The sequence below is a fragment of the Aeromonas sp. L_1B5_3 genome (assembly GCF_963866575.1).
Classification (GTDB): Bacteria; Pseudomonadota; Gammaproteobacteria; order Enterobacterales; family Aeromonadaceae; genus Aeromonas; species Aeromonas jandaei.
The window spans coordinates 1-19129 of sequence record NZ_CAWMDN010000125.1 but is presented as its reverse complement, the minus strand read 5'-3'; the positions used below and the strand labels follow the sequence as shown (position 1 = coordinate 19129).

Genomic DNA, 19129 nt, shown 5'->3' with positions numbered 1-19129 from the left:
ACCAAACAGCCTCACTGATAGGTTGCGAGGAAAGAGAGAACCTGGGGCAGGGAGTGCTCCAGCTCTTGCAATTGACGCCCCGCTTCACCGGCATCGGCCTGCTTGCAGGCCATCTCCAGCGCCATCACCTGCTGGTAGCTGGGCATGGCGCCGTAGCTACCACAGGATGATTTCATGCTGTGGGCCACTCTGGCCAGTTGTGCCCAATCGCCCTGCTCATAGAGTGGCCTGAGCTGACCCAACTGCTCACCCACCTCTTCGATAAAGACAGAGATCACCACCGGCAACATCTCCTGACCAATGTCATCGGCCAACTGCTGCAATACCTTGCGATCTACCCACTCCATGTGCGCCTCCCCAGAAAGGTATTCAAACAGACCATACTATAGATAATTCCATCAACAAGATCGCCTGTACAGCCGTTATTCCTCTGATGATGAAGTGAGCTCCAAGGTGAAAAACGTGAGAGATCTCTCACTATCGATACAGTACAAATGGCAAAAGATACAAACAAATTGCCATTAATTAACAATTGAACAACAATCTGTTTTGTCAGAGTGATATTGCTCAGCAACACCTCTCATCCCTTTTTGCCTTTATGGCTGCTGCGAAGAACCAGGGTAGTTATCTACCCTGGTATTTTTTTATGGTGTGACGCCGATTTGGTTAGTCGCCACCCGCTCCCCAAGCCGGAACAGATTGAATTCGCCGGGGGCCATCTTGATCCAGTTCTCATTGCCGGTCAGCGGCCGCGTCGTGACCAGCGTCACCACATCGTTGGGTGTGGTCTCGCTCTGGAAATCGATCACCACCTCTTCATCCAGTAAACTCGCCTCGCCAAAAGGTGCACAGCGAGTCAGCCAGTGCAGGTTGTTGCTGCAGTAGGTCATCACATACTCCCCGTCCGAGAGCAACATGTTGAACACCCCCAACCCCCTGAGCTCATCACACAAGGTGGCCATATAGCGAAACATGGCGGGAAAGTTGGCGGGACGCTTGGGGTATTTCTGCTCCAACCGGTCGAGCAGCCAGCAGAAGGCGTGTTCGCTGTCGGTGTCTCCCACCGGACGATGTCGCCCGGTTGGCAACTTCTTGTAGCCGGTGAGCTGGCCATTGTGGGCAAAAGTCCAGTAACGGCCCCACAGCTCGCGGGTAAAGGGGTGGGTATTTTCCAGCGAGACGCAGCCACGGTTGGCCTGGCGGATATGGCTGACGACAGCGCAGCTCTTGATGGGCAGCGCCTGCACCAGTCTGGCGATGGGTGACTGGGCGCTGGGTTCGGGATCCTTGAAGGTGCGAAAGCCCTTCCCTTCGTAAAAGGTAATGCCCCAGCCATCCTTGTGGGGGCCGGTCTTGCCGCCACGCAGCATCAGGCCGGTAAAACTGAAACAGATATCGGTCGGCACATTGGCACTCATGCCGAGCAGTTCGCACATATCCGGATGCCCCCTTCCTTGACTACATAACAACTGGCTTAGCTCTCGGGCTGGCCAGCAAAAACCGGATTAGAAGAGCAGAGAGGAGTGCATCACTGCTACTCCTCCCTACTCCTTTATCGACGAGTTGCCGATTACTTGGCCATCTCTTTTTCGACCAGCTGGATCAGGATGTGGATCACCTTGATGTGCACTTCCTGAATGCGATCGGCATAGCCAAAGTGCGGCACGCGGATCTCGATGTCGGCCAGACCGGCCATCTTGCCGCCATCCTTGCCGGTCAGGGCGATCACTTTCATCCCCTTGGCGCGGGCAGCTTCGATGGCCTTGATGATATTGCCGGAGTTGCCGCTGGTGGAGATACCGAGCAGCACGTCGCCACGACGGCCGACCGCTTCCACATAACGGGAGAATACGTAGTCATAGCCAAAATCGTTGGAGACACAGGAGAGGTGGCTCGGATCGGAGATGGCGATGCCGGCGTAACCCGGGCGGTTCTCGCGATAGCGACCGGTCAGCTCTTCGGCAAAATGCATGGCATCGCAGTGGGAACCGCCATTGCCGCAGGAGAGCACCTTGCCCTCCTCCTTGAAGGAGTCGGCCAGCAGCTTGGCAGCCGCTTCGATGTTTTTCAGGTTCTGCTCGTCAGCCAGGAAAGCCTGCAGCACGCTGGCAGCTTCAGTCAGTTCGTTGCGGATCAATTCTTGGTACATGATGTCTCTTCCACTGTTTTTAGTGTGCGTGTAAGTCACCGCTATTCTCGCACAAGCCAATCCCGGAGTCGCCCCCTCCCCCCTGCAACACAACCCTGTTGCCACGAGCGTTACGGGGATCACAGTCGCAAGGTAATGAAGATGTAAACAGCTTGATAACTTTGTGCGTATGAATTACAACAGGGGCCATATCCAACAGGTCTGACCTCTGGATCAGTGACGCCACGTTGGCAATCTTTCACGCAAGGAGCAAGCAATGACGACGACCCTCACTCTGCTCGGGGTGATCCTGGTTATCGGAGCCCTGGCCTACCGCCGGACATCCCTGTTCATCTCCACCCTGGTCACCGGCGCTGCGCTGGTGCTTGGTGCTATCTATGGTCATGTGCCCTTGCTGGTCTGGGCGCTGTTTGCGGTGATCGCCATCCCGCTCAACCTGGTGGAATTTCGCCGCACCCAGATAACCAAGCCGCTGTTCAAACTCTACAAATCGATCATGCCGGAGATGTCTCGCACCGAGAAAGAGGCGATTGAAGCGGGTACTACCTGGTGGGAAGCCGATCTGTTCGCGGGCAACCCGAACTGGAAAAAACTGCACGCCATTCCGGTCGCGACCCTCTCGGCTGAAGAGCAGGCCTTCCTCGATGGCCCGGTGGAAACCGTCTGCCGCATGGTCAGCGACTGGGAAGTGACCCACGAGCGTGCGGATCTCTCCCCCGAGGTGTGGCAATACCTGAAGGACAACAAGTTCTTCGCCATGATCATCAAGAAGAAATATGGCGGCCTCGAATTCTCGGCCTACGCCCAGTCCTGCGTCCTGCAAAAGCTGTGCGGCGCCAGCGCCGTGCTCGCCTCCACCGTCGGCGTGCCCAACTCGCTGGGCCCGGGCGAACTGCTGCAGCACTATGGCACTGACGAGCAGAAGGATTACTACCTGCCGCGTCTGGCGGTGGGCAAAGAGATCCCCTGCTTCGCCCTGACCAGCCCGGAAGCGGGTTCTGACGCAGGCTCCATCCCCGACTTCGGTATCGTCTGCAAGGGCGAGTGGGAAGGTAAAGAGATGCTCGGCATGCGCCTCACCTGGAACAAGCGCTATATCACCCTGGCACCTATCGCCACCGTACTGGGCCTCGCCTTCAAACTGCGTGATCCGGAGCACCTGCTGGGTGACGAGGAAGAGCTCGGCATCACCTGCGCGCTGATCCCTACTCACATCAAGGGGGTCGGCATCGGCCGTCGCCACTTCCCGCTCAACGTGCCGTTCCAGAACGGTCCGACTCAGGGCAAGGATGTGTTCGTCCCGCTCGACTTCATCATCGGCGGCCCGGCCATGGCCGGTCAGGGCTGGCGCATGCTGGTCGAGTGTCTGTCGGTAGGACGCGGTATCACCCTGCCCTCCAACAGCACCGGTGGTGTCAAGATGCTGGCCCTGGCGAGCGGCGCCTACAGCCGCATCCGTCGCCAGTTCAAGCTGCCCATCGGCAAAATGGAAGGGATTGAAGAGCCGCTGGCCCGCATCGGCGGCAACGCCTATATCATGGGCGCCGCAGCCAACCTGACCGTGACCGGTATCGACCTTGGCGAGAAGCCCTCGGTCATCTCCGCCATCGTCAAATACCACCTCACCGACCGCGCCCAGAAGTGCATCATCGATGCCATGGACATCCACGGCGGCAAGGCCATCTGCATGGGCCCCAACAACTATCTGGCTCGTGGCTATCAGGGTGCCCCCATCGCCGTTACGGTGGAAGGGGCCAACATCCTGACCCGCAGCATGATCATCTACGGTCAGGGCGCCATCCGCTGCCATCCGTACGTGTTGCCGGAGATGCTGGCGGCCAGCCACCCGGATCAGGAGCAAGCCCTCAAGGACTTCGACAAAGCGGTATTCAGCCACGTCGGTTTTGCCATCAGCAACATGGTACGCAGCTTCTGGCTGGGTGTGACCGGCGCCCGTTTTGCCGCAGCACCCTATGGCGACCAGACCAAAGGTTACTACCAGAAGCTCTCCCGCCTCTCTGCCAACCTGGCCTTCCTGTCAGACATGGCGATGGGCACCCTGGGTGGCGAGCTCAAACGCAAGGAGCGGGTCTCCGCCCGTCTTGGCGACGTGCTGAGCCAGCTCTATCTGGCTTCCAGCGCCCTCAAGCGCTATCAGGACGAGGGACGCCAGCAGGCTGACCTGCCGCTGCTTCACTGGGCACTGCAAGATGCCATGTTCAAGGCACAAGAGGCGATCGACGAACTGCTGCGCAACTTCCCGAACCGCTGGATTGGCCTTGTCCTGCGCGCCGTGGTGTTGCCGCTGGGTCGCGACATAAAGCGTCCGAGCGACAAACTGGACAACCAGGTTGCCCGCCTGCTGCAAACCCCGAGCGAGACCCGCAGCCGCCTGGCCAAGGGCCAGTACCTGACCCGCGAAGAGGGTAACCCCTTCGGTCTGTTGGAGCAGGCGCTCGATGACGTGCTGGCTGCCGAGCCGCTGTTTGACAAGGTGTGCAAGGCTGATGGCGTCAAGCGCCCCTTCCTGGCACTGGACAAGGTAGCCGACATCGGCCTGGCCGCTGGCGTGCTGAGCCAGAGCGAAGCGGAGCTGCTGCGCCGCGCCGAAGCAAGTCGCCTGCGCACCATCAACGTCGATGACTTTGACCCCATCGATCTGGTAGCCAACAAGAAGCTGTTTGAAGCCTCGGCTTACCATCGCGCCGCCTGATATCCAGGCACTCTGACAACGCCTCCCTTGTGGAGGCGTTTTTTATTTCATGGCTGCAACAGCGTGCACCAGCTCCCCCGACCAGCGCCCTTCCCCGGTGTCCTCGCCCGCAAAACAGTGCACAATAGCCGGCAAACCGAATCACAAAGGAAGCCAGGATGACCCTTGAGCACCTGATCCAGTGGCGTCGCGACCTGCACCGTCTGCCGGAAGCGGCCTGGAAAGAGTTTCGTACCACCAGCCTGATTGCCCACCATCTGAATGAACTCGGCTATCACATCGTGCTTGGCGACAAGCTGCTGGCCAGCAATCTGATGATGGGGCGCGATGTCGATGTGGCCGCCGAGAAAGCCCGCGCCCGCCGTCAGGGTGCCCATCCCGACTGGCTGGAGCGCATTGGCGACGTGACCGGGCTGATGGGAGAGCTGGATACCGGCCGCCCTGGCCCGACTCTGGCCTTTCGCTTCGACATCGATGCCGTGGAGGTGGAGGAGTCTGCCGCCGAGCAGCACCTGCCGCAGCAGGAGGGCTTTGCCTCCCACAACAAGGGGTGGATGCACGCCTGCGCCCACGATGGCCATACCGCCATCGGTCTTGGGCTGGCCAGCCGCCTGATGGCGATGAAAGAGGAGCTGTGCGGGCGCATCAAGCTCTTCTTCCAACCCGCTGAAGAGGGGTGCCGCGGTGGCAAGGCGCTGGCCGCAGGCGGTGCCCTCGATGATGTGGATGCCCTGCTCTCGCTCCATATCGGCATTCACGCCGGCAGCGGCGAGCTGGTGATCAACCCCACCGAGTTCCTCTGCTCAACCAAGTTCGACGTCCACTTTATGGGCACCGCCGCCCATGCAGGGCTCGAACCCAATGCCGGCAGCAATGCGCTGGCTGCCGCCTGCATGGCTACCACCGCCATGCTCGGCATTCCGCGCCACCGCGACGGCATGACCCGCATCAACATCGGCCAGCTCCACGCCGGCAGCGGGCGCAACGTCATCCCCGACCATGCCGAACTGCACGGTGAAACCCGCGGCGCCGACAGCGCCCTCAACGACTACATGTTCAGCCAGGTGCAACGCATCGTCGAAGGCACCGCCCTTGCCCACGGCGTCACCTACCGCATCATCAAGCAGGGTGAGGCCATCGCGCTCGACAACAGCCCGGCGCTGCAGGCCGAGCTGGCTGCGCTGGCTCGCAAGCAGGGGCTCGCCACCATCCAGACTCGCCGCTTTGGCGCCAGCGAAGATGCCGGTTTTCTGATGGAGCGGGTGCAAAAGCAGGGGGGCGAAGCGGCTTACCTGATCCTTGGCGCCGATCTGGCTGCGCCGCACCACCACAACGCCTTCGATTTCGACGAGCGGGTGATGCAGAGCGGGGTCGATCTGCTGGCGGCGTGGGCCCATGCCAGACTGGGGAATTGCGCTCATATCAAGGAATAAACCCGGTGGCCATCAGCTCGGAAACCTGAGCAAACAGGATCAAAAAAGGCGCCCATTGGCGCCTTTTTATTTGCCAACCGCTTGCTGCGGCGCAATGTCACTCAGCCGGTTGGCCATCACCGCGCTTGCGGTTGGTATTGGGACGACCGCCGGTCACAGCATCGGCACGCCCCTCCTCCTTGGCCTTCTCGGCGCGCTTTTTGCGCATCTCGCGCGGATCGGCGATGAGAGGGCGATAGATCTCGATGCGATCGCCATCCTGCAGCAGATCACTCCCTTTTACCGGACGGCTATAGATGCCGAACTTGTTGACCGACAAGTCGATCTCGGGGTGCTTCTGCACGATGCCGGACTGCTCGATGGCTGCTTGTACGCAGGTCTCGGGAGATACCCGCAGCGCAATCACCGTCTGGCGCTGCGGCAGGGCATAGACCACTTCGATATTGAGCTGATCAGGCACCGTACACCACCTTGGCCCGGTTGGAGAAGGCGGAGACCATGGAGCTCACCAGATCGCGGAACACCTGGCCAAAGGCCACTTCGATGAGCTTGGAGGTAAATTCGAAATCGAGGTCAAACTCCACCTTGCAGGCATCCACGTCGAGGGGAGTAAAGGTCCACCAACCCGCCAGCTTGCTGAATGGGCCGTCCACCAGCTCCATCCTGATCTGGCGGTTTACATCCAGCTGGTTGCGGGTAGTAAAGGTTTTGGCGATGCCCGCCTTGGCCACATCGACCGACGCCATCATGTAATCGTCACCCGCCTCATGCACGCGGCTGCCAACACAACCGGGCAGAAACTGCGGATAGGCATTCACATCGTTGACCAATTTGAACATCTGTTCGGCACTGAACATCACCAGGGCACTGCGAGTAATACGGGGCATGGCTTTTCCTCATCCAATCGCCGCGATTTTATCACCATGTTGGCGCTTTTGGAGGTAAAACCTCGGCCAAACTGCTCAGAAAGCGGCCACTTGACCCGTCGCGCGTTTTACAGCCGCCCCCGCCTACGTATAATACGAGCCTCCTAGTCATTGCCGGAAATCGCCCGTCATGAGCAAAAAAAACAGTAAAAACAAAGCCGGGTCCAGCACCATTGCACTCAACAGAACCGCGCGCCACGAATACTTCATCGAAGAGAAGATCGAAGCGGGTCTGTCCCTGCAAGGGTGGGAAGTCAAATCCCTGCGGGCGGGCAAGGCCAACATCAGCGAAGCCTATGTCATCTTCCGCGATGGCGAAGCCTACCTGTTCGGCTCCAGCTTCCTGCCACTGCAAGCGGCCTCCAGCCATGTGGTGTGTGACCCGACCCGTACCCGCAAACTGCTGCTGAGCCGTCGTGAACTCGACAAACTCGAAAGCCTGATTGCCCGTCAGGGCTATACCGTCGTCCCCCTCGCCCTCTACTGGAAACAGTGCTGGGTCAAGGTCGAGATCGGTCTGGTAAAAGGCAAGAAAGAGCACGACAAGCGCGAAGATACCAAGGCCCGCGAGTGGGATCGGGAAAAAGCCCGCATCATGAAGAACAAGTACCGCGGCTAACCCTCTGATGTCCGGACGATTCCCGTCCGGACACCTCACTTCCGGTTCCCCTCCCCCGGCCACTGCGCACAATAAATCGGCAAACAGACCACCCGCTGGCGGGAATAGCCATCAACGCCTTGCCATACCAGCATTTTTGCGTACAATCGCTCTTAACAACTTGGGGCTGATTCTGGATTCGACAAGATTCACGAAACCCAAGGTGCATGCCGAGGTGCGGTAGGCCTCGTTAATCAACCGCAAAAAAATAGTCGCAAACGACGAAAACTACGCACTCGCAGCTTAATAACCTGCGCTGAGCCCTTCTACCCTAGCTTGCCTGTGTCCTAGGGAATCGGAAGGTCATCCTTCACAGGATCGTGTGGAAGTCCTGCTCGGGGCGGAAGCATTAAAACCAATCGAGCTAGTCAATTCGTGGCGTGTCTCTCCGCAGCGGGTTGGCGAATGTAAAGAGTGACTAAGCATGTAGTACCAAGGATGTAGTAATTTTGGACGGGGGTTCAAATCCCCCCAGCTCCACCAAATACCGGTCCAACGAGGACCAACGAAGTCCAAGAAACCCGCATAACATAAGGCTTTGCGGGTTTTTTGTTGTCTTACGCTGTCCAATGGCATGCGTTGCCATCCAACCCTTTTAGGCATATCGTTAGGCATATGGTTTTGTATGCCTTCAGGAACGTATGCCTATGCCTCGTATCACCCGCCCCTTGTCCCCAACTGAGATCAAAGCTGCCAAGCCCAAGGAGAAGGAATACACCCTCTGCGACGGGGCTGGCCTGGAGATCGTCATCAAGCCCAATGGTTCCAAGTTGTGGCGCCTGCGTTACTACCGCCCTCTCACCAAGCAACGAAACATGATCAGCTTCGGATCATGGCCGGAGATGTCGTTGGCTGAAGCGAGAGAGAAACGCTCCGAAGCCAAATCGTTGCTGCAACAAAACATCGATCCCCAACATCATCGTAACGAGCAGGCATCCGCCGCGTTATCACAGAGCGAGCACACATTTGAAGCAGTCGCCAAGCGCTGGTTTGATGTCAAACGCCCTTCCGTCACCCCGGCATATGCCGAGGATCTCTGGCGTTCGCTCGAAATGTATCTGTTCCCCGAGATCGGCACTGTGCCCATTATGGAAATAAAGGCACAGCGAGCCATCAGGATCATCGAGCCCATCGCCGCCGCAGGAAAACTCGAAACCGTGCGCCGTCTCACCCAGCGAGTGAACGAGATCATGACCTTTGCCGTTAACTCCGGCCTGATCGATGCCAACCCTTGTTCGGGGATTAGCAAGGTGTTTCAGCGGCCAGCCAAACAGCACATGCCCAGCATCACCCCCAACCAGTTGCCGGAACTGATGAACAGGCTATCGAAGGCCAGCATCAATTTGCAGACCCGTTGCCTCATCGAATGGAGCCTGCATACCTTGGCTCGCCCCAGCGAGGCCGCTGGAGCCCGGTGGGCAGAGATCGATTTGGAGAAGAAACTCTGGCGGGTCCCACCAGAGCGGATGAAGAAGCGTAGAGGCCATGACGTCCCCTTGACGCCGCAGACACTTGCCTATCTGGAGCTCATGCGACCGATCAGTGGCCATCGTGAATTTATCTTCCCAGGGCTGCGCAATCCGAAAACTCACACCAATGAGCAAACAGCCAATGCTGCCTTGAAACGCATGGGATATGAAGGGACTTTGGTCGCTCACGGCTTACGCGCATTGGGTAGCACAACCTTAAACGAGAGAGGATTTGACAGAGACGTTATTGAAGCCGCTTTGGCACACTCTGACAAAGATGAAGTGCGCAGTGCATACAACCGCACTGATTATCTGGAACGTCGCCGAGAAATGATGGTCTGGTGGTCAGAACATATTGATGCAGCATCCAAAATCGGCTCAGCGCTGACATGGATACCACCAACAATGGCGGGTTGAATCGCCACCAGTGATCTAGACACGTCCCAGCCGTTCTAGGGCAGGATCGTCTACTGGGGCGAGGTCAGTCTATCTATCAAGTGATCCTCAGTCCGCAGGTGGCGTTCCGAGTGGGACCAAGCTCAGCTCCGGCGATTCTGGAGAACTTAGGAGACGAGGCTCACACTTCCACAACTCAGCCTTAACTGTCCGTTTTCGGTGTGGTACTCAGTAGAGCATGTAGTACCAACTGGAAACACACATGGAAACGACCAACAGTGATGGCACCAAACTGCGCGATAAGCTCAAACACCTACATGGTGCGGCACATGATCTAAAAAACAAGCTGCTCAAATTTAAGTTTATCTCTCGAAATGACTTACTGCTCACGATGCGAATCAGTCGAGACCTTCTACGTAACGAACGACGGCTGGGTGCTTGGCAAGTTCACGGTGAAGCGCCTAAACCAACTGGCTTACCTCCGTTTGAAGTAGAAAAGGGGTACTATGTTAATTGCCCTAAGATCCTGATGCCTGCTCGCCTATATCTACGACTTGCCTACCTAGACTTCCGGCGGCAGCAGTATGAGCAAGCATGGGGCAATCTCACCCAAGCCAGCTATTACATCGGTGTAGTCGATGCAGCTTTTTACTTCCTCTCACTTAGCAAACAAGCACAGGCTAAACGCGGTGGTATCAAACTAGCTGGGGTTAAAGCACGAGCTCGAGAATTGCTTACAGAACTGCAGCCCAGTGGTAAGACCGCAGAAGGAGGCTTGAGAGGCTGGAATGGAGATGTTAAATCTGCGCTAAATGCCATTCGTGACCAATTGATGCTTGAGATTCAGGAAGGCAAGTTGGTCTGGGATTTTCCAAAACCACCTAAAAACGATGAAAATCTAATGAAGAGAACGGAAAAAAACCTTCGGGAATGGCTCAAGCCTGGTGGCATTTTACATTACGACTTTAAACACAAAGATACCGCCCGCCCACCACCAACTGTGCGTTCTGAAGCTGAGCTCTGTGCATGGTGGGATAGTTTCTCGGTCAACCCGATGAGCATAAAAGCCTCACAGGTTATCAAAGAGCATATTCCGGCGACGAAACAGTCCAGCGAATACTGGGACTGGGAATAGCTATCTGCACAGGTACCGCCCCCTTGGTTTTGATGAATGGTATTCTCTTGGATGCACGAGAGACGCCATGTGAACTGGGAGGCAAGGGCTGCTAGCTTAGGAAGCCTCGAAAGGCTTCCTTTCGACATAAAGCCGTAGTCCATTATTCACCTAGCAAATTCTCCAGTTCACCATCGTTCAAGTGAAGTAACTCCCCGAGTCGGCGATACTTGGACCTGATATACGTCCGGCTACGTACCGGACCAGGCTTGGACTGGGTTTTGCTTGGGAGCTCTCCACGAAAGAATACTCTACCAGCACCCCCTTTCGGCCCCACACCAATGGGGGGTTTCATATACAGTTCCGGCTTGGTCATATAGTCGATAGCCAGCTCGATGTTTTTGCGCATCTTGCCATCCTTGTAGTGGATCAATCCTATCCCGACCTCCTTGTAGCTGCGTTTGTGATAATTGCAGTTGTAATAACGTCCCGGCTCGCCAGTCAGCTGTACCCAGTACTCCCCAATCTGCTGGGCAATAACGACATCCTCACGTCTCTTGGAGCCGTTGTAGATGAACATGCAGTGCAAGTGAAAACCCGCCCCTGAAGCAAACTCCAGCTTAGCCGCATAGCCTACAAAGTCATCAAAAATCCGGTTGTTCTTTCGGTTGTTCAGTAGTCGGCGGAACTGACCGAGTAGCTTGTCTGGGTAGCGATGACGCCACACTGGCTCCTGATAGTGCAAGTCAATACGCAGCAGCAGCAGCTTCTGATGCTGCTCAAATAACGCATCAATATAACGGACCAGACTAGCTCGATTTTTCTTAGGTCCAAGCATAAAGCTGTGCACAGCTTGACGATGCTCCGGTGTGCTGAGTTTCTCACGTAACAGCGCAATGTACCGTTGTAGCCCCTCATCTAACTGCTTTCTCGCTGCGGGGATCAGTGGGGGAGACTGTTGGAGTAGTGTTACCAGTGCTGCTGGAAACGGGTAGCTGAGACATATGTCCAGATCGGGATGCAGTCGGAACATTCTCATTGTTCTCAGAGGTGTAGAGGCCTCCAGCATAAGCTTTAACCACTTACAAGCTCGTTTGAACTCCCGATGGTCCCAAGCCTTGTGTTCTTTAGGCAGAAGATGAAACAACGCTTTGGAGAGCTTCTGAGCGCTCTTCAACGCGGAGCTCACCAATAGTCCTGGACCAGCCTGATAATCCTCCCATTCTGAAAGATGCGGTATAGCATGCAGCGATTTACTCACTGCTTTATCGACGCCCATATATAGCCCTCATGCTTTTAATGCGTATAGCTTACCCAGAGCTGTATTAGTACAGCCTGTATGTGACGTGTGGTTGTATTACGGCACTGTGGGTGCCGATATATGCCGTGTGGCAGGGCTGCTATTAGATAGACACAGGTATAGAGATTAGATAGATATCAAATAAACCCATATCGCACTTACTCTTGACATCTGTAAATTACAGGCGGCCATATTCAATATGGCAAGCCTAGCCTGGCTTTTTGCCTACGCTGTTACTATTCAAAGTTAAGTGCTGACCAGCAGCTATTCGTTCGCCCCTCTAGCCATGCATCTATTTCATTGCTCATCCACCCGACCACCATTCTTCCCAGCCTTATCTTTGGGGGAAAGGTTTTATCGAATCGAGGGGACTTTGGATTGGTCCAGTCATACAAAGTCGAGCGAGATATACCCAATTTCTCCGCAACTTCTCGTACTCTGAGTAGTTTCTTTTGACCGTTGTGTGACATGTGTTGTCTCCTTCCCGTTTGATGATGAGAGGGAGGGTAACGAGACTTTTTCGAGCACGCCAGCAGGCTTTTTCCCTCAACCGGTTCAGGTCGGGAAAAAGTGCAAAAATGCACAAGCTAAGGCTCCCTACACCTGCATACAAGTTAGTAAACCCCTGTGATGACTTGCCCTGTAGGGGAAGATGGTGGGGACAGTGTCCGATGCTCTGGTTAGTCACCGTAGCTGAACAGAAAGGTGTGGTTGCGAGTATTGCGTGGCTCGCATGGATATCATTGCTAGCCTCACCGACCTCCGACGAGCCATGGTGAAACCATGTCTCAGCACGATATTGCTTGGGCTCGCATTTCAGCCCAACAGCCTTAAGAAAAAATGTGTAGGGAATTTTCGACGAGAGGCCCTGTGATGCAAAGATAACAAGGACACGATCAGCTGCTCCCCTATGTTTACGTTGCATATACACCTAGCCTACTTGGTCGGTAATTACTTAGGGCGGCCCCTTAAACAACCAATGGACACGTTTCCTATCGCCATACCCGCTAATATATTGTCGCCTCTGTAAAAAAATAACACCCAAGGCATGCCCACTCTATCAAAGACAGACGCCAGACCTTTACCACAAGACTTGCTTGTTTCCTTACCTCTGAGCAAAAATGTGCATGCAATATTTTCGCAGAATCTTAATTCGAGCTTTTCTCATACACACATTACCTCCTGACACATTGAGATATATGTCCCACCAACTCAGGAGAAACTTATGGCGCACCTTATCGACACCATGGCCTACGTTGGCCAAACGCCCTGGCATGGCCTCGGCAATATATTGCCCCCACAACAATCTTTGGATATCTGGCTGCAGGCAGCCGGGATGGATTGGACCATCGAGCAGAGCGACGTGATGTTTAATGTCGCCTCCGATGCACTGCATATCCGCCCCTATTCCGACAGCAAGGTGCTTTACCGCTCGGATACCCTGTCGCCCCTGTCAGTGGTCTCCCAGCGCTATAACGTGGTGCAGCCTCACGAGGTGCTGCACTTCTATCAAGACCTTGTCGAAGCAGGAGGCTTTGAGCTGGAAACCGCTGGCTCCCTCAAGGGCGGCCGCAAGCTCTGGGCGCTGGCCAAGACCGGCCAGGATCTGAAGCTCAAAGGCGGCGATCTGGTGAAGTCCTATCTGCTGCTGGCCACCAGCTGCGATGGCACGCTCTGCACCACCGCTCAGTTCACATCCTTGCGGGTGGTCTGCAACAACACCCTGCAGATCGCGCTGCGTGACAGTACCGGGGCCATCAAGGTGCCCCACTCCACCCAGTTTGATGCCACCGCCGTGAAAGAGTCGCTGGGGTTGGGGCTCTCCCATTGGGATGAGTTCAAAGCTCAGACCAAGGCATTGGCCCAACGTCCGGTTGCCCCCGAAGAAGCGCTGCGCTTCTTTAGCGACCTGCTGGCTCAGCCGCTGGATGAGGAGAGCATCATCCTCACCCGACCAGTGCAACGCCTGCATGAGCTCTACCAGGGCGCAGGTATGGGCTCTGAGTTGGCCAGCTCCCGCAATACCGCCTGGGGCTTGGTCAATGCTGTTACCGAATTTGTGGATCACCATCGCCGGGCTCGCAGTCAGGATCACCGGCTCGATTCCGCCTGGTTCGGTCAGGGCGCTCAACTCAAAGCCCAAGCCTTGAACCAGGCACTCACCCTGCTGCAGTAATTACCCGCCCCTAATTCAAACCGCATAGCAACCTCACCCGGACTGGTGCAAGCCAATCCGGGCGGTGTCGTTTATGCCGCCGGCAAGGAGTCGTCATGAAAGCAAAAGCCAAATATGGTCAGGCACTGCGCCTGGCCTCCACCACCCAATTAACCCGCGAGCAATGGCTGGCAATCCGCAAGCAGGGCATCGGCTCTTCCGATGCCGCCGTGGCGGTGGGGCTCTCCCCCTACAAATGTCCATTGTCACTGTGGCTGGAAAAAACCGGCCGCAAGGAGCCGGAGGATATCGCCAACAAAGAGGCCGTACTGTGGGGCATCGAGCTCGAGCCAGTGCTGGCACAGGTCTACGCCAAGCGCACCGGCTACAAGGTGCGCCGGCTCAATGCGGTGCTGCAGCACCCCGAGCTCGAGTTCATGCTCGCCAACCTCGACCGTGAGGTGGTCGGTCATCCCGATGGTCCCGGCATCCTCGAGATCAAGACCGCCAGCTATCACAGTGCCCCGCAATGGGAAGAGGGAGTGCCGGTGGCCTATCAGTGCCAGGTACTGCATCAGCTCGCCGTCACCGGCCATGCCTGGGCCGAGGTGGCGGTGCTGATCGGCGGCCAGGATTTTCGGATTTATCGCATCGAGCGCGATGAGGAGAAGATCGAGGATCTCACCGAGCGGGAAGCGCAGTTCTGGCAGAGGGTGCAACAAAATCAGCAGCCCGAACCCGATGGCTCCAGCGATGCAGCTAATGCGCTGGGCTGGCTATTCCCCCGTGACGATGGCCAGACGGTGGATCTCTCCGATTCCCCCGAGTTCAACCAGATGTTCGGGCAACTGCTGCAATTGCGGGAACAGAAAGAAGCCGTCGAGCAACAGGAGTCCCTTATCAAACAGCGGCTGCAAGCCACCCTTGGCGAGGCCACCGCAGGGTTGTTTGCCGATGGCAAGATCACCTGGAAGCGCAGCAAAGACAGGATGGCGCCTGACCTGGAACGACTCGGCCAGGATCACCCCGATCTACTGAGCCACTACGTTAAGCCGGTGCCCGGCTCACGCCGCTTTACCATTCAACCCTTGAGGCAAACACCATGATCAAAGGACTGGCGATCACCCCGCCCGTGATCGGGCGGATCTGCATCGGCAAGCTGGTGCAAAAACAGGATAAGTGGGTACCGGAGAAGGATGACAGCTTCACCCTCACCACCCAGGTACAGCAGAAAGGGGGATGGTTGCTCCACCCCCTTCATCAGCACTATTTGTCACAAAAGAGTGCCCAAGGGCATGAGCAGGCCAAGATCCGCGCCATCCCGGTGCGGGTACTGTTCAACGACAGTGACCTGAACCTGCGGGCGGAATACAGCGCCTTTGACAGGCAAACCGGCAGGCCGCTGTGTGTCGGTAATGGGGAGGTGGCAAAACGGGTGGGAACACAGGGGATGGAAGAGGTCAGCTGCCCAGGCCCTGAGCGCTGCGCTTACGGCGGGCAACATGGCTGCAAGCTCTATGGGAGGCTGAACCTGTTTGTGGAGGGGCAAGGGGATGAACTTGGCAGCTTTATTTTCCGCACCACCGGCTACAACTCGGTGCGTACCCTGGCAGCAAGGCTCAAGTATCTGGAAGCGGTCAGTGGTGGCCAGACCCGCTATCTGCCGCTCACCCTGCGGCTGAGGGCCAAGAGCACCACCCAGTCTTATCGCACACCGGTTTACTACGTGGACCTGACGCTGCGCGAAGAGACTACCTTGACCGAGGCGGTCAGACTAGCGCAGGAGGCGGCCCTGCACGACCGTGAGGCGGGCCTTGCCATCGACCAGATGGAACAAGCCGCCCGCGAGCTACTGCGTAACGGTCAGTTTGAGGATGGGGAAGAGGAGATCCCGCTATTGCTGGAAGAATTTTACCCGGAGGTCAGTACAGAGGAAAACCGCGCCGAAGGCCCTGATACTCAAGGCCATGAGCCCCAAGCCACGGCCACCTCAGCGCAAAGAGGGGTGCCCGAAGTTCGACCGAAAGTGCAACCCAGAAAGACACCGTTGACCAACAAGCTTGGCAAGGGCGCTCGGGTGCCCAACCAGCCTAACGGCGGGTGATCACTTGGGACGGGCGAGCCGCTCGACTAAGCGCTCAAGAGTTTCCAGCAACAGGGTCCGGTCCGCATCATCCAGCCGGGCCAGTTGCTGGCTCAGCACGATGCCTTGTTCGGTGGGGCGGTTGCTGGTCTCGCGCAAGAAGTCCGCCAGCTCACAATCAAACAGTTGGGCCAACTCGGCCAGTCGCACCACGGTCGGCACTACGATGCCCCGCTCCATCCGGGAGACTGCCTCCATCCCGATATCGAGGTGCTCCGCCACTTGCTCCTGGGTCAGTCCAGCTTGCTGACGCTGACGGGCAATGGCTCTGCCAACCGTCTTGGCCAACTGCTTGATGTTGATGTCTGTCATAAGTCCTCCAGTCAACCCGTATGGTTGACCATGGACTCATTGACGATAAGGACTCAAAAAGGCGAATATCAACCCTATCAGTCCATCACAGACACATCAGGAGGCGTATTACCTATCAGGGATAACCTGCGATCCCATCGCCTGCAGCCCGGCTGCGTCCTTAGCACCCGATTTACCCCTCCCTGCGGCTGGCGAGTTATTGCTGGCCGGGGAACCTTTTATTCACTCAATCATGAGGAAAACCATGAAGCGTTATTTTGTTATTGCTGGCCTGCTCTTCTTGGCCCTGACCATCAACATCGCCTGGACCGACAAAGCCCCCTGGCTGGGCTTTTGGGGGCATAGCGCCACCTTTGTCTTCGGCACTCTGTTCACGGGTGTGGGGATGTGCCTCGGTGAATGGTTTCGCCGCTTCACCCACCCCGACTGGATTGCAACCAGCAGCGCCGTGGACACCTTCAAAGCCAGAGTGTTCTGGATGATGGGACCACAGGCCATCGGTGCCCTAATTGGCTTTTTCGCCTTTCAGGGCTTTATGACAAACATCCTCGGCTATGCCGTGTAAGGAGCCTGTGATGCATCAATGGATGATCGCCCTGCTGGGCCTGCTGCTGACGCCTGCGGTACTGGCATTTGGCGACCATGGTCGCTGGAATGATGGCTGGGGTCAGGGGGTGACGGAATACTCCGCCACCGTTGACGACTCCACCTACCTGTACCTCTCCTGCCGCATGGGACAGTTGAGTGGCATCGAACTCAATCAAGCCGGGAAGGCAGCAACAGAGTCTGTCTGGCTGCGAATAAATGGCCATACCTACCCCACGCTCCCCAGCATGGTGGCAGGCAATGACAGCAAGACCTTCTATGCCATGTGGGCCGCGCTGCGCACCGCAACCTCGCTGCAAGCCATCACTCAAGATGGCCAAAGCGTTGAACTGCCAGTCGCAGGCGTGCAAGAGACACTGAGTGCAGCCACAGATGCCGCCTTTGCTTGTGCCTTTCCGACACCGGAACCTGAACCGGTCCAGGCGCCTTTGGCGTTTGAACTGCAATCGCAGCCTGGGATACTCCGGGTGCGGTCACGCAATGACCCGCTCACTATCACTGGCGTCACGGTCAACCGAGGCCAATGCAAGGTTCATGAGCAAGCCGTTGGCTACGACGAAAAGGGTAATAAGAAAGGCTATGTTCCCGTCTTCCCTGCCCCCCTAGCCTTTGGCCAGCAGGCCAGATTCCAGATGGCAACACCGCTTTGCCGGGTACTGGAGGTGGTTATCCATACCGACCGGGGGGATGCCGGTTACACGTTTGAATAAGCAAAAACACGCCTCTCTACGCCCGGTTTTGTACCGGGCGTTTTCTTTTGTAAAAGGAGAAGATATGCAACCTGGTGACCATCTGGTCGTGATGAAATGGGGCTATGACCATCACGGTCTCTACGCAGGCGATAGCAAGGTCATTCACTACGTGGGCCCCCTGTCCAGCGAGGCCCCGCTGACGGGACGAGTGGTGGTATCTGCACTGGAGACATTTGCAGGGGACGGCCCCTGTTATCTGCGAACCTACAGCCACCGTTACTACAGCCCGGCGCAAAGCCTGGAACGGGCTTATCGCCGGCTCGGGGAGCGGGCCTATCACCTGCAGTTCAACAACTGCGAGCACTTTGTCACCTGGTGTATCCAGGGGGAGCATCGCAGTGAACAGGTTGAGCAAGCCTGGAGCACGGCCATGCTGAGCATTGCATTGACACAAGAGCCGCCACCACCTGAACTCACTACCGTTCCTACCACGTTGTCTACTTTGACCTCGTGGGTTCGCACCCTGTCCACCCTACTGCCACCCTGGCCCTTTCGTTAAATTCCCCTGTCATTTGTTTGGAGAGAATCATGATCATTCCCTTCTACCGGGGCGGCTTTGCCCTGCCCGTCGCACAAACCCTGCTGGTTCTGCTCTGTCAGGAGGTGGCGAACACCTCACTCGATCTGGAGCGTCTGACCCAGCTGACGTTCAACTTCCGCAACCCCGGCTACAGCGCCGAGCAAGGAGGTGTGCACCCCGTCGAGATCCGGCTGATCCGTGGGCTAGATGGCTGGCTGTTCGATTACGTCACCGACTTCAGCTACCAGGGGCTCGGCCATGATGCCGAGCTCTGCAAGGAGATCGACTTCAACTTCCTCGATGGGGAACACACCATGTTGGGCTGGGGACCGCTGCGGCTGGCCGAAGCGCGGGAATTGTTCGATATCTGGCAAAGCAACTTCATTGCCTACTGCCGGTTGGAATGCTTCAGCGTCACGGTCGCAGGAGATTAGGAGGTCACGATGACCCAAGAATTAGCTCTATCCCACTACTCACGCCAGT

At 56.8% G+C, this 19129-nt stretch carries 20 protein-coding genes and 1 other RNA gene; 13 read left to right on the top strand and 8 right to left on the bottom strand.

Annotated features, from left to right (window positions below; all coding sequences use genetic code 11):
• Nucleotides 1-11: 11 nt before the first annotated feature.
• The 3 genes from AACR93_RS15325 to lpcA all read right to left on the bottom strand — a co-directional run bounded on the left by AACR93_RS15325 (nucleotide 12) and on the right by lpcA (nucleotide 2149).
• Nucleotides 12-347: an Hpt domain-containing protein gene (locus tag AACR93_RS15325; protein WP_043851223.1), complete on the bottom strand. Its 336-nt coding sequence runs from the start codon at nucleotides 345-347 to the stop codon at nucleotides 12-14.
• A gap of 297 nt (nucleotides 348-644) precedes the next feature.
• Nucleotides 645-1436 carry a class II glutamine amidotransferase gene (locus tag AACR93_RS15320; protein WP_043851222.1) on the bottom strand — a complete coding sequence of 264 codons (792 nt, stop codon included), beginning with the start codon at nucleotides 1434-1436 and terminating at the stop codon, nucleotides 645-647.
• A 134-nt stretch (nucleotides 1437-1570) separates the two neighbouring features.
• Nucleotides 1571-2149, bottom strand: coding sequence for a D-sedoheptulose 7-phosphate isomerase (gene lpcA, locus AACR93_RS15315; protein ID WP_033114978.1), 579 nt, complete (start codon nucleotides 2147-2149; stop codon nucleotides 1571-1573).
• Between the two features lie 256 nt (nucleotides 2150-2405).
• Between lpcA and fadE the strand changes: the two genes are divergently transcribed.
• Both fadE and AACR93_RS15305 read left to right on the top strand, forming a co-directional pair.
• Nucleotides 2406-4862: an acyl-CoA dehydrogenase FadE gene (gene fadE, locus AACR93_RS15310; protein WP_043851221.1), complete on the top strand. Its 2457-nt coding sequence runs from the start codon at nucleotides 2406-2408 to the stop codon at nucleotides 4860-4862.
• Between the two features lie 158 nt (nucleotides 4863-5020).
• A complete protein-coding gene (locus tag AACR93_RS15305) occupies nucleotides 5021-6295 on the top strand; it encodes an amidohydrolase (RefSeq protein WP_043851220.1) in 1275 nt (424 codons plus the stop codon).
• Between the two features lie 97 nt (nucleotides 6296-6392).
• Here the strand turns inward: AACR93_RS15305 and AACR93_RS15300 are convergent, their stop codons facing one another.
• Both AACR93_RS15300 and AACR93_RS15295 read right to left on the bottom strand, forming a co-directional pair.
• The gene (locus AACR93_RS15300; RefSeq protein WP_005344097.1) at nucleotides 6393-6755 is read right to left on the bottom strand and encodes an RnfH family protein; all 363 of its coding nucleotides are present in this window, start codon (nucleotides 6753-6755) and stop codon (nucleotides 6393-6395) included.
• Nucleotides 6748-7182 (bottom strand): SRPBCC family protein, encoded by a 435-nt coding sequence (locus AACR93_RS15295; RefSeq protein ID WP_005344096.1) that lies wholly within the window; start codon nucleotides 7180-7182, stop codon nucleotides 6748-6750. The genes AACR93_RS15300 and AACR93_RS15295 overlap by 8 nt, the downstream gene beginning before the upstream one ends.
• A 169-nt stretch (nucleotides 7183-7351) precedes the next feature.
• Between AACR93_RS15295 and smpB the strand changes: the two genes are divergently transcribed.
• The 4 genes from smpB (at nucleotide 7352) to AACR93_RS15275 (ending at nucleotide 10879) form a co-directional block, all read left to right on the top strand.
• A complete protein-coding gene (gene smpB, locus AACR93_RS15290; protein WP_005344095.1) occupies nucleotides 7352-7840 on the top strand; it encodes an SsrA-binding protein SmpB in 489 nt (162 codons plus the stop codon).
• 162 nt (nucleotides 7841-8002) lie between these two features.
• Nucleotides 8003-8362: a transfer-messenger RNA gene (gene ssrA, locus AACR93_RS15285) on the top strand.
• A gap of 164 nt (nucleotides 8363-8526) precedes the next feature.
• Entirely contained in the window at nucleotides 8527-9765 is a 1239-nt protein-coding gene (locus AACR93_RS15280) for an integrase domain-containing protein (RefSeq protein WP_043133121.1), read from the top strand.
• Nucleotides 9766-10006: 241 nt separating this feature from the next.
• Complete coding sequence (locus tag AACR93_RS15275) at nucleotides 10007-10879, top strand: hypothetical protein (protein WP_043851219.1); 873 nt, start codon at nucleotides 10007-10009, stop codon at nucleotides 10877-10879.
• Nucleotides 10880-11021: 142 nt separating this feature from the next.
• Here the strand turns inward: AACR93_RS15275 and AACR93_RS15270 are convergent, their stop codons facing one another.
• Nucleotides 11022-12137 (bottom strand): inovirus-type Gp2 protein, encoded by a 1116-nt coding sequence (locus AACR93_RS15270; protein WP_052497083.1) that lies wholly within the window; start codon nucleotides 12135-12137, stop codon nucleotides 11022-11024.
• A gap of 257 nt (nucleotides 12138-12394) precedes the next feature.
• On the bottom strand, nucleotides 12395-12628 hold the full coding sequence (locus AACR93_RS15265; RefSeq protein ID WP_081000975.1) for a helix-turn-helix transcriptional regulator: 234 nt from the start codon (nucleotides 12626-12628) through the stop codon (nucleotides 12395-12397).
• Between the two features lie 755 nt (nucleotides 12629-13383).
• Here AACR93_RS15265 and AACR93_RS15260 point away from each other — a divergent pair.
• The 3 genes from AACR93_RS15260 to AACR93_RS15250 all read left to right on the top strand — a co-directional run bounded on the left by AACR93_RS15260 (nucleotide 13384) and on the right by AACR93_RS15250 (nucleotide 16417).
• A complete protein-coding gene (locus AACR93_RS15260; RefSeq protein ID WP_043851218.1) occupies nucleotides 13384-14334 on the top strand; it encodes a DUF932 domain-containing protein in 951 nt (316 codons plus the stop codon).
• A gap of 95 nt (nucleotides 14335-14429) precedes the next feature.
• Complete coding sequence (locus AACR93_RS15255) at nucleotides 14430-15419, top strand: YqaJ viral recombinase family nuclease (RefSeq protein ID WP_043851217.1); 990 nt, start codon at nucleotides 14430-14432, stop codon at nucleotides 15417-15419.
• Entirely contained in the window at nucleotides 15416-16417 is a 1002-nt protein-coding gene (locus AACR93_RS15250; protein WP_043851216.1) for a recombination directionality factor, read from the top strand. Before AACR93_RS15255 ends, AACR93_RS15250 begins: the two co-directional genes overlap by 4 nt.
• On the opposite strand, the gene AACR93_RS15245 is transcribed toward AACR93_RS15250, so the two are convergent.
• Nucleotides 16418-16768 carry a helix-turn-helix domain-containing protein gene (locus tag AACR93_RS15245; RefSeq protein ID WP_043851215.1) on the bottom strand — a complete coding sequence of 117 codons (351 nt, stop codon included), beginning with the start codon at nucleotides 16766-16768 and terminating at the stop codon, nucleotides 16418-16420. It lies immediately after the preceding gene.
• 244 nt (nucleotides 16769-17012) lie between these two features.
• Between AACR93_RS15245 and AACR93_RS15240 the strand changes: the two genes are divergently transcribed.
• From AACR93_RS15240 to AACR93_RS15225, 4 genes are all read left to right on the top strand, one after another.
• On the top strand, nucleotides 17013-17333 hold the full coding sequence (locus AACR93_RS15240; RefSeq protein ID WP_043851214.1) for a hypothetical protein: 321 nt from the start codon (nucleotides 17013-17015) through the stop codon (nucleotides 17331-17333).
• A gap of 10 nt (nucleotides 17334-17343) precedes the next feature.
• Nucleotides 17344-18084, top strand: coding sequence for a hypothetical protein (locus AACR93_RS15235; protein WP_043851213.1), 741 nt, complete (start codon nucleotides 17344-17346; stop codon nucleotides 18082-18084).
• A 64-nt stretch (nucleotides 18085-18148) separates the two neighbouring features.
• Complete coding sequence (locus AACR93_RS15230) at nucleotides 18149-18625, top strand: lecithin retinol acyltransferase family protein (protein ID WP_052497082.1); 477 nt, start codon at nucleotides 18149-18151, stop codon at nucleotides 18623-18625.
• Between the two features lie 29 nt (nucleotides 18626-18654).
• Nucleotides 18655-19080, top strand: a complete 426-nt coding sequence (locus AACR93_RS15225) for a DUF2787 domain-containing protein (RefSeq protein ID WP_043851212.1) — start codon at nucleotides 18655-18657, stop codon at nucleotides 19078-19080.
• The last annotated feature ends 49 nt before the right edge of the window (nucleotides 19081-19129 follow it).